Origin of the sequence: Blattabacterium sp. (Blattella germanica) str. Bge (assembly GCF_000022605.2) — a bacterium.
In the GTDB taxonomy this organism is placed as follows: domain Bacteria; phylum Bacteroidota; class Bacteroidia; order Flavobacteriales; family Blattabacteriaceae; genus Blattabacterium.
In genome coordinates this window covers 150,683-166,626 of record NC_013454.1, presented here as the reverse complement: position 1 = coordinate 166,626, position 15,944 = coordinate 150,683, and the positions used below count along the sequence as shown (strand labels likewise).

14 protein-coding genes and 1 pseudogene are annotated in these 15,944 nt (G+C 27.7%); 4 read left to right on the top strand and 11 right to left on the bottom strand.

Annotated features, from left to right (window positions below):
- Positions 1 to 71: 71 nt before the first annotated feature.
- Positions 72 to 347: a hypothetical protein gene (locus tag BLBBGE_RS00790; protein ID WP_226989463.1), complete on the top strand. Its 276-nt coding sequence runs from the start codon at positions 72 to 74 to the stop codon at positions 345 to 347.
- 64 nt (positions 348 to 411) lie between these two features.
- Here BLBBGE_RS00790 and rplS read toward each other — a convergent pair whose 3' ends face one another.
- The 9 genes and pseudogenes from rplS to BLBBGE_RS00745 form a co-directional block, all read right to left on the bottom strand.
- A complete protein-coding gene (gene rplS, locus BLBBGE_RS00785; protein ID WP_012840703.1) occupies positions 412 to 756 on the bottom strand; it encodes a 50S ribosomal protein L19 in 345 nt (114 codons plus the stop codon).
- 27 nt (positions 757 to 783) lie between these two features.
- A complete protein-coding gene (gene glmM / locus BLBBGE_RS00780; protein WP_012840702.1) occupies positions 784 to 2,172 on the bottom strand; it encodes a phosphoglucosamine mutase in 1,389 nt (462 codons plus the stop codon).
- Positions 2,173 to 2,228: 56 nt separating this feature from the next.
- On the bottom strand, positions 2,229 to 3,455 hold the full coding sequence (locus tag BLBBGE_RS00775) for an FtsX-like permease family protein (RefSeq protein ID WP_012840701.1): 1,227 nt from the start codon (positions 3,453 to 3,455) through the stop codon (positions 2,229 to 2,231).
- Positions 3,456 to 3,462: 7 nt separating this feature from the next.
- Complete coding sequence (gene dnaB, locus BLBBGE_RS00770; protein ID WP_012840700.1) at positions 3,463 to 4,983, bottom strand: replicative DNA helicase; 1,521 nt, start codon at positions 4,981 to 4,983, stop codon at positions 3,463 to 3,465.
- A 21-nt stretch (positions 4,984 to 5,004) separates the two neighbouring features.
- Positions 5,005 to 5,966 (bottom strand): annotated as a pseudogene (locus tag BLBBGE_RS00765) (acetyl-CoA carboxylase carboxyltransferase subunit alpha).
- 4 nt (positions 5,967 to 5,970) lie between these two features.
- Positions 5,971 to 6,732: a succinate dehydrogenase/fumarate reductase iron-sulfur subunit gene (locus BLBBGE_RS00760; RefSeq protein ID WP_041936678.1), complete on the bottom strand. Its 762-nt coding sequence runs from the start codon at positions 6,730 to 6,732 to the stop codon at positions 5,971 to 5,973.
- A gap of 3 nt (positions 6,733 to 6,735) precedes the next feature.
- A complete protein-coding gene (locus BLBBGE_RS00755; protein WP_041936676.1) occupies positions 6,736 to 8,769 on the bottom strand; it encodes a fumarate reductase/succinate dehydrogenase flavoprotein subunit in 2,034 nt (677 codons plus the stop codon).
- A 12-nt stretch (positions 8,770 to 8,781) separates the two neighbouring features.
- Positions 8,782 to 9,453: a succinate dehydrogenase cytochrome b subunit gene (locus BLBBGE_RS00750; RefSeq protein ID WP_052295596.1), complete on the bottom strand. Its 672-nt coding sequence runs from the start codon at positions 9,451 to 9,453 to the stop codon at positions 8,782 to 8,784.
- A gap of 18 nt (positions 9,454 to 9,471) precedes the next feature.
- A complete protein-coding gene (locus tag BLBBGE_RS00745) occupies positions 9,472 to 10,644 on the bottom strand; it encodes a cysteine desulfurase family protein (RefSeq protein WP_012840695.1) in 1,173 nt (390 codons plus the stop codon).
- Positions 10,645 to 10,868: 224 nt separating this feature from the next.
- Here BLBBGE_RS00745 and rny point away from each other — a divergent pair, with 224 nt between their 5' ends.
- The 3 genes from rny to lpdA are packed head-to-tail and all read left to right on the top strand — an operon-like array spanning position 10,869 to position 14,901.
- The gene (gene rny / locus BLBBGE_RS00740) at positions 10,869 to 12,440 is read left to right on the top strand and encodes a ribonuclease Y (RefSeq protein WP_012840694.1); all 1,572 of its coding nucleotides are present in this window, start codon (positions 10,869 to 10,871) and stop codon (positions 12,438 to 12,440) included.
- 13 nt (positions 12,441 to 12,453) lie between these two features.
- Positions 12,454 to 13,428 carry a deoxyhypusine synthase family protein gene (locus tag BLBBGE_RS00735; protein WP_012840693.1) on the top strand — a complete coding sequence of 325 codons (975 nt, stop codon included), beginning with the start codon at positions 12,454 to 12,456 and terminating at the stop codon, positions 13,426 to 13,428.
- Between the two features lie 57 nt (positions 13,429 to 13,485).
- Entirely contained in the window at positions 13,486 to 14,901 is a 1,416-nt protein-coding gene (gene lpdA, locus BLBBGE_RS00730; protein WP_012840692.1) for a dihydrolipoyl dehydrogenase, read from the top strand.
- 7 nt (positions 14,902 to 14,908) lie between these two features.
- On the opposite strand, the gene BLBBGE_RS00725 is transcribed toward lpdA, so the two are convergent.
- Positions 14,909 to 15,565, bottom strand: a complete 657-nt coding sequence (locus BLBBGE_RS00725) for a uracil-DNA glycosylase (RefSeq protein WP_012840691.1) — start codon at positions 15,563 to 15,565, stop codon at positions 14,909 to 14,911.
- Between the two features lie 30 nt (positions 15,566 to 15,595).
- On the bottom strand, positions 15,596 to 15,922 hold the full coding sequence (locus tag BLBBGE_RS00720) for a 4Fe-4S dicluster domain-containing protein (RefSeq protein WP_012840690.1): 327 nt from the start codon (positions 15,920 to 15,922) through the stop codon (positions 15,596 to 15,598).
- Positions 15,923 to 15,944: the final 22 nt, after the last annotated feature.

Genomic DNA, 15,944 nt, shown 5'->3' with positions numbered 1-15,944 from the left:
ATATTTTTTCATTTCAAATTTTTATATAAATTTGCCCAGAATATGTAACAATTGAAATATTATTGATTATGATGAAAAAATTAAGAATTACTATTACTACGATCCTATTAGCAATATTTTTGTTTACTATCAGTTGTAATAACAAAAATAAAAATGAAAATTCCTCTACTACAACAGAAGAGGAAAAAACAGCTAATAATAATGAAGGTCAAACAGATTCCACTACAACAAACACTCCTCCTGCAACCTCTAATGAGGAAACTTCAAAAAGCAATAATGAGGAAAACGGAACTACATCTGAAAAAGAAAAAGTAACTACTGAAGAAAGCGAAAAAAATAACAAATAATTAGGATTGGAAAAAAAAGCAAAAAAAAGAGTGCACGATGGTTCTCTATTTTTTTGCTTTTTTGTTAACTTTTCACTCTTGCTTTCTTACCCTTAAGAAATCTAAAATAATAAATTCTAGATCTACGAACTTTTCCTTTCTTGTTAACTTCTATTTTTTGTATGTTTGGTTGATTGAAAATGAATATACGTTCTATTCCTATTCCGCTACTTATTTTTCGAATAGTAAATGTCTTCGTTAATCCTTTTCCCTGTTTTTTGATAACTATTCCTTTAAAAGATTGGATTCTTTTTTTTTCTCCTTCTTTAATTTCAAAAAAAACAGTAATTGTATCTCCAGAATGAAATAATGGAAAATCATTTTTAGAAATAAATTTCTCTTCTGTGTATCTAATCAAATTTTGTAACATAGCAACATAATTGTTTATATTAATCAATCACAATTTTTTAATTTCACATATAATTTCTTTTGCTAATAAATCAGCTCTTGTTTTTGAATAACTTTCTGTATGTATTCTAATAATGTTTTCAGTATTAGATTTTCTAATATGTATCCATTCCTTGTTTGATAAATCAATCTTAATTCCATCGCTCAAATTCATTTTTTTTCCTTTATATTTTTCTTTTATTCTTTTTAGTAATGTTTGAATTTTTTCATGAGAATAAAATCGGATCTTTTTTTTCGACATGAAATAATTGGAATATTTTTTTTTCAATTTGGATAATGAAATATTAGAAAGTTTAGCTATTTGAGTTAAAAATAAAGCGATTCCCACCAATGCATCCCTACCATAACGCAATTTAGGATAAACAATCCCCCCATTTCCTTCTCCTCCTATCACAGCATGAACTTCTTTCATTTTTTGAATAACATGAACTTCTCCTACAGAAGTAGGATGATAAGGAACTCCTTTTTTTATTGCAAGATCCTTTAATGCATGAGAAGAAGATAGTGTAGAAACAACAGGACCCAATTGATTTTTTAATACATAGTCAGCTATGGAAATTAAAGTATATTCTTCTCCAAAGAAATCTCCATTTTCACAAATAAATACCACACGATCAACATCTGGATCCACAGAAATACCTAGATCCGCTTTGATTTCCGGAACTTTATTACATATTTCTTTTAAATTTTTTTTAATGGGTTCAGGATTATGAATAAAATCACCATGAGGATCACAATGCATCTCAATTACATGAACACCTAAATTTTTTAAAAGTATAGGGACAGCTATTCCACCAGTTGAATTTATTCCGTCTATCACAATTTTCAACCTGGCTTGTTGAATGATATTTTTATCTATAATAGGCAATGAAAGAATTTTTTCTATATGTTTTTGAATATAATTCTTTCTATAAAAAAGATTTCCTAATTTTTTATAAGAAGAAAATAGGAAATTTCCTTTTTCTGTTATATAAAATAATTTTTGAATATCCTCTTCAGATAAAAACTCTCCATAAGAATTAAACATTTTTAAACCATTCCAATTCTTAGGATTATGACTAGCCGTTAACATGACTCCTCCATCGGCTTGCTCATTTATAACGGCTATTCCAACGGTAGGAGTTGTAGATAAACCAATGTTTATAACATCTACTCCCAAACTTCTAAAAGAGATTATCAAAAATTGTTGAAATAAAGCAGAGGTAATTCTTCCATCTCTACCTAATACGATAACATACTTTTTCTTTCTTTTATATTTTCTTTTCATCCAAGAAACATATCCAGCAGAAAATTTAATTATATCTATAGGAGAAAAACCTTCTCCTACTTTTCCTCCTAATGTCCCTCTTATTCCAGATGAAGATTTTACAAGTGTCAAAAATCAATTGAATTTTCTTTTATCAAAAACAAAAATACAAAATTAAATTTTGAGAATTATTCAAATTCCACTACTTTTATGGGGGTAATTTTATGAACAATAAATAAAGTAGGAAAAAACATTGTCACAAAACAAATCAAAGTAATAGATAAGTTAATAATCAAAATGTGACTGATATTGATATAAATAGGTACAAAATCTACAAAATATTGTATTTTGTTTAGTGATACTAAATGAAATTTTTTCTGCACCATTAATAATGTAATTCCTATAATGTTTCCTATAATTAATGATGGAATAAATATTTGTAGAACATAAAACAAAAATATTTTATTTATAGTTTTGTTTTGAGCTCCTAAAATTTTTAAAATTCCTATAGTTCTAATTCTTTCTAAAATGAGGATTAGAATAAATACAATCATATTTATGACCAGTGACATAAAAACAATGAAACTAATAACGATAATATTTGAATCAAATATATTTATCCATTCTGTAATATCATGATCTTGTTGATCATAAATAATTTTAACTGAAAAATTATTAGGTATTTTTTCAAAAATTTTTTTATTAATCTTTTGAAAAGAAGATCCAAAAATTTCAAATTTTTCTGATAAATCTTTTTTCCATCCATAAATTTGTTGAATAGATTTTATATTTCCAATAATATATAAATCATCAAATTCTGGGATTCCAGTTTCATATAAACCAGAAACTATAAATTTTTTGGAAATAATAATAGGAGTCCCTTTTTTTTTAAAAAAAAGGAAATCTATTTTCACATTTGATCCAATATTTAATCCTAATGATCGAGATATTTTTTTGGATAAAATAATGTTTTTATGACAGTCATCATTTGTTTTTTTGTTACAAAAATTTCCCTTAACTAAAAAATATTGAAAAAAAATAGGATTATAATCCTCATATAATCCTTTATATATATATCTTCCTGTTTTATTATTCGTTCCAATAATTACATTATTTTCAATAATTCCATGAATTTGCTTAATGTAATTAGAATTAAAATATTTTTTTAAAAAGTAATTTTTATTTTTTATAGAAAAAACTGAATTTTTGTTTTTTACAATAATTTGACCTCTAACATTTAACAATTTTTCTTTTATAATTTCTTTAAATCCAAATCCTATAGAAAAAGTTAAAATAGCAATAATTAAACCAAAAGTTATTGTTATTTGTGTTATAATTACTATTGTTAGAAGAGTTCTATTTTTACTACAATCTTTCCAAATTGTTTTTTTAGAAAAAAACCATTCAAAATTCAATACACTTCTATTTTTTTAAATCTTCATCCAAAGAATTAAAATCGATATCATTGTCATATTGAGATTCTGGATAAATGTTGTCAAAATCACCATAAAACGACATTAAAGAATTTTCTTGATCAAGAAAATTCTTTTTGTAATCCTCTTCCCAAATCAATGAAGTTTGTTTTTTTTCTTCTAAATTAACAAATTTAGCTTGATCACTTATAAATTTTAAACGAAATTTGTCTAGTCCTCCATTCCTATGTTTAGCTATAATGATTTCTGCCTGTCCAATACAAGAATCATTATCTTCATCAGAGTCCCAAGTTTTAAATCCATAATATTCAGGTCTATAAATAAATAAAACAATATCTGCATCTTGTTCAATCGCTCCTGATTCACGTAAATCAGACAACAAAGGACGTTTGCTCCCTCCCCTAGTTTCAACGGCTCTAGAAAGCTGGGATAAAGCTATAATAGGAATATCAAGCTCCTTAGCTATAGATTTTAAATTCCTAGAAATAACTGATATTTCTTGTTCTCTATTTTGTAATTTAGATCCATGATCATTGATCACCATCAATTGCATATAATCTATTAATATCAATTTTATTCCATATTGAGATATCAAACGTCGGCATTTTGCACGTAAATTAAATATAGATAAAGAAGGGGTATCATCTATAAATAAAGGAGCTTCCTTCAAATTGTTTGTTTTATGAATCAAGCATTCCCAATCTAATTTTGACAAATTAGCTCTTTTTATTTTTTCTGAAGAAATTCCAGTTTCTGATGAAAGTAGTCTTGTTATCAATTGAATAGAAGACATTTCTAATGAAAAAATTACAACAGGAATTTTTTGTTCTATTACAATATTTTTTACCATAGACAACATAAAAGTTGTTTTTCCCATTCCTGGTCTAGAAGCTAGTATAATTAAATCAGAATTTTGCCATCCAGAAGTTATCTGATCCATTTTGTGAAATCCAGAAGAAATTCCACTTAATCCTTCTTTTTCTGTTTTTTTGATTTTATCAATAGCTTTTTTGATGAGACATTGAGTTGTTTCATATTTTTTTGTAATTAAATATTTTTGATTCATCTCAAAAAGTTTCGATTCTGCATGATCTAAAAGATCAAATACGTCTATACTATCCTCATAACATTTTTGAATAATATCAGAAGATATACTGATTAATTTTCTTAAAAAGAATTTTTGTAATATAATCCTACTATGATATTCTATATGCGCAGAAGAAACAACTTTTTGTGTTAATTCTATCAAATAAAATTCCCCCCCTATCAATTCCAATTTTCCAATTTTACGAAGTTCGTTTGATACAGTATATAGATCAATTGGTTTAGAATTATGATATAACTTTTGAACTGCCCCAAAGATTTCTTGATGTTCTTTTTTGTAAAAAACTTCAGGAAAAAGGATATCAATAATTTCATCTAATCCTTTTTTATCTATCATAATAGCTCCTATTATGGCTTCTTCTAAACCCAATGCTTGAGGAGGTATTTTTCCTTTTTTAGAAAGCATTTCTATAAAAATTTCTGTTTTCTAAATTTGTTCATCGAAATAACCTATAGAAATATATTTATTTTTTCTATTTCGAATGAGAGATTCTATATCAATAACTGACAATTGTTTATAATATTTTATAATTTGTTTTTTACTAATTTATAAGCTTTTTTTGGACAAAAATGAGCTCCACCTAAAGGTTCTTTAATAATATCATCTATAAGATTTAAATTATACATATCTTCTGCCGTTAATTTTAATGCTTCCGCTGATTTTTCTTTTTTATCCCATTTTCCCCAAAGAATTGTAGAACAACTTTCAGGAGAAATAACAGAAAACCAAGAATTTTCCATCATAGAAACTTTATCTCCTATTCCAATTCCCATAGCTCCACCACTAGCACCTTCTCCTATAATTAAAACAATAATGGGAACTTTTAAACACATCATTTCATAAATATTTTTACCAATAGCTTCCCCTTGACCTCTTTTTTCTGCTTCAATTCCAGGAAAAGCTCCTGGGGTATCAATAAAAGTAATAATAGGTTTACGAAATTTTTCTGCTAGTTTCATTAAACGTAAAGCTTTTCTGTATCCTTCAGGATTAGGCATTCCAAATCTTCTATATTGTCTGTCTTTGGTATTTTTTCCTTTTTGTGTTCCTATCAACATAAAAGTCTTATCTTCTATCTTTCCAAAACCTCCTACCATAGCTTTATCATCTCCAAAATGACGATCTCCATGTAATTCTATAAAAGAATCTTTTTTTGTTATAGATTGTATGTAATCTAAAGTATAAGGTCTATTGGGATGTCTAGATAGTTGAACTCTTTGCCAAGGAGTTAAGTTGTTATGTAACTTTTTAATTGTTTTTTCCAATTTGGATTGCAATTGACTACAAACTTCTTTCATATCTACTCCACTTTTTTCCTCTATCATAATACAATTAAGGTACTGATCCTTAATTTCCTGTATTGGTTTTTCAAAGTCTAAGTATTCCATTGAATTAAGTGATAAATGAACGAATATATTCTTTATTCATGAAAGCAATATATTCTGTAGATATTCCTTTTGGACATTCAGCTTCACATGCTTGTGTATTGGTGCAAGTCCCAAAGCCTTCTTCATCCATTTTATTCACCATATTTAATACTCTTCTTTTTCTTTCTATTTTTCCTTGAGGTAATAAGGCGAATTGTGAAACTTTTGCCGAAACAAATAACATAGCCGATCTATTTTTACATGCAGCGACACATGCTCCACAACCAATGCATGTAGCCGCGTCGAAAGCCTTATCTGCTTCATTTTTTGGAATAGGGATCATATTTCCATCTATTGTTTTCCCTAATGTATTTACAGAAATAAAACCACCTGATATAATAATTCTATCAAAAGAAGATCTATCTACAATAAGATCTTTAATTATAGGAAAAGGTTTGGCTCTCCAAGGCTCAACATATATCGTTTCTCCATTGTTGAAATGACGCATATGTAATTGACAAGTAGTAATCAAATTATCAGGTCCATGTGCTCTTCCATTGATATACAATGAACACATTCCACAAATTCCTTCACGACAATCATGATCAAATGCTATAGCAGAAGATTCCTCTTTATCGCATATGATTTGGTTGTTTAAAAAATCTAGCATTTCTAAAAAGGAACTATCAGGAGATATATCATAAACTTGATAAGTTTTAAAAAAACCTTTCTCTTTATTATTTTTTTGTCTCCATATTTTTAACTTGAAATTCAAAAGTTTTTTCATATTCTATTTATAAGAGCGTGATTGCACTTTCACAAAAGTATAATTTAAATTTTCTTTATGCATAATTTCATTTTTAACACATTGATTTTCTGAACATTCCCATATAGATACATATTTATAATGAATATCATCTCTAAGAGCTTCTCCTTCTTTTGTTTGATATTCTTCTCTAAAATGACTTCCACAAGATTCTTTTCTATTCAAAGCATCCATCGCTATCAATTCCCCCAATTCTAAAAAATCTGCTAATCGTCCCGCTTTTTCTAATTCAGAATTCAACCCATCCTCTGTTTTTCCAGGAATAAAGACACTTTTCCAAAATTTTTCACGAAGTTCTTGTATCCTTTTTATTGCTTCAGATAATCCTACATGATTTCTGCTCATTCCTACATATTTCCACATAATATTTCCAAGTTTTTTATGAAAGAAATCAACAGGCATATTTCCATTATTTTGAATAAGTTTTTTAATTCTATCTTTTACTTTTTTTTCTGATTTATCAAATTCTTCATGTTGTATAGATATTTTGCTTGAATTTTTGATATATCTAGAAAGATAATCTGCTATAGTATATGGTAAAATAAAATATCCATCAGCCAATCCTTGCATTAAAGCAGATGCTCCAAGTCGATTGGCTCCATGATCAGAAAAATTGGCTTCTCCTATCACATAACAACCAGGAATGGAAGACATTAAATTGTAATCTACCCACAACCCTCCCATTGTATAATGAACTGCAGGATAAATTTTCATAGGAGTTTTGTAAGGATTCTGATTGGTAATTTTTTCATACATATGAAATAAATTTCCATATTTAGATTCTATAATTTCTTTTCCTAAATTGATTTTTTCCAATTCATTGGGATTTGTAATTCCAAGTTCATTCGCTTTTTCTTTTCCATATTTATCTATAGAAGAAGAAAAGTCCAAAAAAACACCTTCTTGTGTTTCATTATCTTCTACTCCAAATCCTTTATCACAACGTTCTTTAGCTGCTCTAGAAGCAACATCTCTTGGAACAAGATTTCCAAATGAAGGATAACGTCTTTCTAAATAATAATCTCTTTCTTCTTCACTTATATATTCAGGTTTTTTAGTTCCATTTCGTATAGCAACAGCATCTTCTAATTTTTTGGGGACCCATATGCGTCCATCATTTCTCAATGATTCTGACATTAATGTTAATTTAGATTGATAACTACCATGGACCGGAATACAAGTAGGGTGAATTTGTGTATAGCAAGGATTGGCAAAAAATCCTCCTTTTTTATGAACTTTCCATATAGCACTTGCATTGGATCCCATTGCATTAGTGGATAAAAAAAATACGTTTCCATAACCTCCTGATGCTATAACTACAGCGTGAGCTGTGTGTCTTTCTATTTCTCCAGAAATCAGATTTCTAGAAATGATTCCTCTAGCGACTCCTTCTACAATAACTAAATCAAGCATTTCATGACGATTATACATCTTGATTCTACCTTTTCCTATTTGTCTAGACATAGCAGAATAACAAGATAATAAAAGTTGTTGTCCCGTTTGTCCTTTAGCATAAAAAGTTCTAGAAACTTTAGTTCCTCCAAAAGATCTAGTTTCTAAATATCCAGCATAATCACGAGCAAATGGAACCCCTTGAGCGACACATTGATCAATAATATTAGAGGATATCTCTGCCAAACGATAAACATTAGCTTCTCTAGATCTGTAATCTCCTCCTTTAATTGTATCATAAAAAAGTTGATAAACAGAATCATTATCTCCTTTATAATTTTTTGAAGCATTGATTCCACCTTGAGCCGCTACAGAATGAGCTCTTCTAGGTGAATCTTGATAACAAAAAGCTTTAACCTGATATCCCAATTCAGATAAAGAAGCGCAAGCTGAACCTCCAGCCAATCCAGTTCCTACTACAATAATTTCTATATTAGATCTGTTATTGGGAGATACTAATTTCAAAGTAGACTTGCAATTTTCCCATTTTTGATTGATAGAACCTGCTGGAATTTTTGAATTCAACTTAAAAGAATTTTTAGTCATTGACAATAAATATTAGTTTCCATTGAAAAAAAACCAAATAGCGATAATAGAAAATCCAGAACAAACAAACCAAAAATAAAAAAAACCAAATTTTCGTATCCAAATTAATCTGTTTTTATTGGATAATCCTAAAGATTGGAAAGAAGATTGAAATCCATGATTCAAATGAATCCCTAAAATAAAAAAAGAAAATACATATATGAATGTGTACAAAGGATTCTTAAATAAAGAAACAACTAGATTGTAATCCGAAGTCAAATGATGATTTGAATATTTCATAGGAATCATGAAATTTATGATATGTAAAATCAAAAAACATAAAATCAAAATTCCTGTATATATCATGGAACGACTACTAAACGAGGTCGTTGAATAAGAATTCATAGTATAATCTATTTCTTCTTTTATTCTTTTGTTTTGTAAATGCAATTTAATTCCAAATAAGATATGAATGATAAAACCTATAGCAAGAACATATTCCATGATTCTAATGAATAAATTTTTTCTCATAAAAGAAACTGCTTCATTAAAAGCTTGTTCTCCTGAAAAAAGAAAAAGATTAACACTTAAATGCAATAACAAGAAAATCATAAGAAAAATTCCTGTCATTGCCATAACTATTTTTTTTCCAATAGATGATCGAAAAAAATTATAACTATTCACTGACTGAACGATTTTAATCATAACTATAGATATTTGAAATTATGATAAATTTTTTTGTTTTTGAATTTTTTGTAAAGCTTCTATTAACAAATCTATGTCTTTTTTTTCATTAAAAATTCCAAAAGAAATTCTAATAGGCATCATTTTATTTAACAAATTCATATTTGTAATAGCTTGAATCACGTGAGATACTTTTTTTGCGTCATGATTACAAGAATTTCCTTTAGAAACGGCTACTCCCATCAAATCTAAATGAAAATACAATAAATGATTTATTTTTTTTGTTGGATATAAAAAATTTAATATAGAGGGAATGCTTTGATCAGCATCGTATGAAAGTCCGTTAAAAATAATATTTGGAATAATTTTTTTCAATTCCGAAATACAATAAAATTTTAAATGTTTTATTTTTTTTATATGACGTGAAAAATTACAACAAGATAACTGCAATGCTTCTGATAAACCTGCTATTCCATGTGTATTTTCTGTTCCTGAACGAATTCCATATTCCTGAAATCCTCCAGTTATAAAATGTTTTATTTTTTTTAGAATATGTTTTCTAATAAAAACAAAACCTATCCCTTTTGGCCCATAAAATTTGTGAGCACTTGCTGTAGCGAAATCGAAAGATAATTTTTCCATATCAATAGGAAAATTTCCGATAATTTGAATGGTGTCCGAATGAAAATAAGCATTGTATTTTTTACATAAAAAAATAACTTTGTCTAGTTCCAATAGATTTCCTATTTCATTGTTTGCATACATTAAACTTACAAGTGTTTTTTTATCAGAATTTTTTCTTAAAATATCTTCCATATGATTTAAATTGAGAACTCCTTTCTCTTGAATTTGAATAAAACTTACACTGACTTTATGTTTATAAGATAAATTTAAAACAGTTTGTAAAACAGAAGGATGTTCTAATTGAGAAGTTAAAATATGTTTCACTCCTAAATCGAATATAGAAGATCTTAGTACAAGATTGTTTGCTTCAGTCCCTCCGGAAGTGAAAATAATTTCAGAAGGAGATGCTGTTATGTTTTTTGCTATACAAATTCTAGATTCTTCTATTATAGAACGAGCGGCTCTTCCATAACTATGTTGTACAGAAGATGGATTTCCGAATGAGTATTTTAATATATTTACCATGATTTTAATTACTTCATTTCTTACAGGAGTTGTAGCCGCATTGTCTAAATATGCTCTTTTCATTGAAAATTTCAATTTTATATACAAATATATAATGTATTCAAATTCCGTTTGTTAAAAATCTATTTAAAAAAAATCTCATCTTTAATTTCGTATATTTATTATAGTAATCCTTGATTTAGTTAAAGTCTGTCTAAATAAAGAAATTTTATAATTTCTGTTAAATGTTTTTTGTTTTAAAAATGTTATTAAAATGTCTATTTTATTTTTATTTAAATTGAGTAAATATGAAAATAAATGTTGGGTTTACGGTCCTCATGGGGTTTGTGATTGGAATTATTACATCTTATTTTTTTGGAAAAAAAACCATATTAAGAAAATATGTTCAATTATTAGAAAAAGCTAATTCTCAGGCTAAAAAAATCATAAAAAATGCTGAAAAAGAAGGAGAATCCATAAAAAAAAAGAAAATGCTTCAAGCAAAAGAAAAATTTATAGAACTTAAATCAAAACATGAAAAAGATGTTCATCTTAGAGAAAGAAGAATAATAGACACAGAAAATAAAACAAAAGAAAAAGAAAATAGATTGTCTAAAGAAATAGAAATTTACTTTAAAAGAAACAATCGTTTAGAAACACAAATTCATGATTATGAAAAAAAATCAAAAATTCTTAAAAGTCAACAAGAAGAATTTAAAAATATGAACATAAAACAAGTAGAATTGCTTGAAAAAATATCAAATTATTCTTCTGAAGAAGCTAAAAATGAATTGATTGAAATTCTTAAAAGTGAAGCAAAAATAAAAGCACAATCTCACATACAAAATATTATAGAAGAATCACAATTAACTGCAAAAATAGAAGCTAAAAAAATTGTGATTCAAGCTATTCAAAGAATTGGTACGGAACAAGCCGTAGAAAATGCTGTATCTGTTTTTAATATAGAATCAGATGATGTAAAAGGTCGTATAATTGGACGAGAAGGAAGAAATATAAGAGCCTTAGAAAAGGCAACAGGAGTAGAAATTATTGTAGATGATACTCCAGAAGCCATTCTTTTATCTTGCTTCAATCCTATACGAAGAGAAGTAGCTAGATTATCACTTCACAAACTCGTGATTGATGGGCGTATCCATCCCGCAAGAATTGAAGAGATAGTATCCAAAACGGAAAAACAAATTGAAGAAGAAATAGTAGAAATAGGAAAAAAAAATATAATAGATTTAGGAATTCATGGAATCCATCCAGAATTAATTCGAATGATAGGAAGAATGAAATATCGCTCTTCTTATGGACAAAATTTGTTACAACATTCTAGAGAAGTAGCCCATTTAGCAGGAATTTTGGCTTCTGAATTGGGTTTGAATGCGAAATTAGCAAAACGTGCAGGATTACTGCATGACATAGGAAAAGTTCCTGAAAGCGAATCAGAACTTCCTCATGCTATTTTAGGAATGCAATGGGCCGAAAAATATGGAGAAAATATGGAAGTTTGCAATGCTATAGGATCACATCATGATGAGATCGAGATGAAAGTCTTAATATCTCCTATAGTACAAGTTTCAGATTCTATTAGTGGAGCTCGTCCTGGAGTAAGAAGAAATTCTTTTGAATCCTATTCCAAAAGACTAAAAAACTTGGAAGATATAGCTCTTAGTTTTGATGGAGTAAATAAAGCTTTTGCTATACAAGCAGGAAGAGAATTACGTGTTTTAGTAGAAAGCGATAAAATTGATGATAAAAAAGCTTTTCAGTTATCTTGTGATATAACAGAAAAAATAAAAAATGAAATGACTTATCCTGGTCAGATAAAAGTAACAGTGATTAGAGAAACTAGAGCCGTACAAATAGCTAGATAAAAAAATAAAAATTATGAAAGAATCTTCTATTACTTCTTTTATTGAAAAATACTTTCTTCATTTTAATGCTTTGACTTTGTCAGAAGCTGCTAAAGCATATAAATATCATACTCAGAATAATGGAAAAATGATGATAACACTAGCGGGAGCAATGAGCACTGCAGAATTAGGTAAAATATTAGCTGAAATGATTCGAAAAGATCAAGTACATATGATTTCTTGTACAGGAGCTAATTTAGAAGAAGACATATTAAATTTAATAGCTCATTCTCATTACAAAAAAATACCTTATTACAGAGATTTAACTCCAGATCATGAAAAAAATTTTTTGAAAAAAGGATATTATAGGGTTACAGATACTTGCATCCCAGAAGAACAAGCTTTTAAAAAATTACAAAAATATATTTTTCAAGTATGGAAAAGAGCTGAAGAAAAATCAAAACGTTATTTTCCTCATGAATATATTTATCAATTGTTATTAGAAAATATTTTAGAACCCTATTACAACATAAATCCAGAAGATAGTTGGGTATTAGCTGCTGCTAAAAAAAATCTACCTATGGTAGTTCCAGGTTGGGAAGATAGCACTATAGGAAACATTTTTGCTTCATATTGTATGAAAAAGCAATTTAAAACTTTTCTTGTAAAAAATGGAATTGAATATATGATGTACTTAGCTAAATGGTATCAAAGAGAATCTGTGAAACAGAAAATAGGATTTTTTCAAATTGGAGGAGGAATATCTGGAGATTTTCCTATTTGTGTAGTGCCTATGCTATCTCAAGATATAGGATTTCATCCTACTCCTTTTTGGGCTTATTTTTGTCAAATTTCAGATTCTACTACTAGTTATGGATCTTATTCAGGAGCTATTCCAAATGAAAAAATAACTTGGGGGAAGCTAGATAAGGATACTCCAAAATTTATTATAGAATCAGATGCTACCATAGTTGCTCCACTTATTTTTGCATATGTATTAAATATGTAATTATGTGTGTAAATATGTGTGTAAATTTGAATGCAATATGAATAAAATATTTTTATAATGAGTAATGTATATGATCTTGTTGTTATAGGCTCTGGTCCAGGAGGATATGTAGCTGCTATTAGAGCTAGTCAATTAGGACTTCGGACTGCAATCATAGAAAAATACCAAGAATTAGGTGGAACATGTTTGAATGTAGGGTGCATCCCATCTAAATCTCTTTTAGATTCCTCTAAATATTTTTCATTAGCTAAAAATCATTATTCTTCACATGGAATTTTTTTTGAAAAATTATTTTTTGATTTCAAAAAAATGATGAATAGGAAAAATGAAATAGTCAAAAATATTAATAATGGAATCAAATATTTAATGAAAAAAAACAAAATTGATTTGTATCAAGGAATCGGTTCATTTAAAACAATGAACATACTTTCTATAAAAGAAATCAAATCATTAAAAGAAAAACAAAAAATACAATTTAAATATTGTATAATATCCACAGGATCTAAACCTTACTGTTTGCCTTATTTAAATTTTGGAAATAAAATCATTTCTTCTACACAAGCTCTATCTTTAAAAGAAGTTCCTAATCAATTAATAATAGTTGGAGGAGGAATCATAGGATTAGAATTAGGTTCTATTTTTAATAGATTAGGAAGTCAAATAACAATTATAGAAGGTCTTGACAAGATCATATCAAATATGGATGATTCATTAAGTTTAGAAATTCAAAAAATTCTAGAAAAATCTTCTATAAAGATAAAAACTTCTTTATCTATTACCAATATTATAGAAGAAAACAATAAAAAAATATCAGTTTTTGTGAAATATAAAAATGGAGAAGAAATGAAATTTGTAGGAGATTATTGTTTGCTATCAATAGGAAGAATCCCATATACAAAAAATCTAGGATTAGAAAATATAGGGATCAAAAAAGATCAAAAGGGATTCATATTAGTGAATGATTCGTTACAGAGTAACATCCAAAATATATATGCAATTGGAGACGTTATAGGAGGAAAAATGTTGGCACATAAAGCTGAAGAAGAAGGATTGTATGTAGTGGAGCACATGATTGGACAAAAACCAAATAAACTCAATTACGATTTAATTCCATCAGTCATTTACACACATCCTGAAGTAGCTAGTGTTGGTCTTACAGAAAATGAAATCAAAAAAGAAAAAATTGAATATAATGTAGGAACTTTTCCTATGAAAGTATTAGGAAGAGCTAGAACTAGTGGTTGTACAGACGGCTTTTTGAAAATGATTTCTCATAAAAAAACCGATGAAATCCTGGGAGTTCATATTATTGGAGATCATGCTGCAGATATGATAATGGAAGCTTCTGTCGCTATGGAATTTAGGGCTTCTTCAGAGGATATATATAGAATATGCCATCCTCATCCTACTTTTAGTGAATCTTTCAAAGAAGCTGCTTTACTAAGTTTAGAAAATCGTTCTATTCATATATAACATTTATTTATACCCAAATGATGGTTTTTTTTCCTTTTTCATATAAAAATTCATTGGTTTTTAAAAAATGTTTAGACCCAAAAAATCCAAGATGAGCAGAAAAAGGAGATGGATGTGAAGTTTTTAAAATGTAATGATTGTGAAAAGAATTAATTAAAAATATTTTTTTTTGAGCATATTTTCCCCATAAAAGAAAAACAATATTCTTTTTTTTATTAGAAATAGTTTTTATAATTTGATCTGTAAAAAATTCCCATCCCATGTTTTTATGAGAACCGGGAGAACCTTTTCTAACTGTTAGTATAGAATTTAGTAATAAAACTCCTTGTTCTGCCCAATGAGTTAAAGATCCACTAGACGGAAATGAGTTATTAAAACAATTTTTGATTTCTATAAATATGTTCTTTAATGAAGGAGGAAAAGGAACTCCATTCGGAACAGAAAAACAAAGACCATCAGCTTGATTTTCTTGGAAATAAGGATCTTGTCCTAAAATGACGACCTTTAATTCTTGAAAAGAACAATATTTAAGAGAAGAAAATATCTTTTCTTTTTTAGGAAAACAAATAAAATTCTTGTATTCTATCTTAAGTTGTTTCATTAATCTTCTAAAATAAGGTTTTTTATATTCTTTTTTTAGAAAAAGACTCCAATCATAATTCATTTGTAAAATTTTTGTTACACATATTATGTTTTAATTGATTCCATGCAAAAAAAGTTTTTTTTCAACAAGTTCTTCTTTGGTTTCCATATTATTTGGATCTGGAATACAACAATTGACTGGACATATCACAACACATTGTGGTTCATCATAAAAACCAACACATTCTGTACATTTTTCTGAAACAATAAAATATATATTTTTTTCTTTCGGAACCTGATCTATCAAACTACCTTTTTCTCTTAAGGAAGTTCCATCTGACATTCTCCATTTTTTTCCTCCTTCATAAATTGCATGATTAGGGCATTCAGGCTCACAAGCCCCACAATTTATACATTCTTCCGTAATTTTTATGGACATTGCACTTGATTTAAAATTCAAA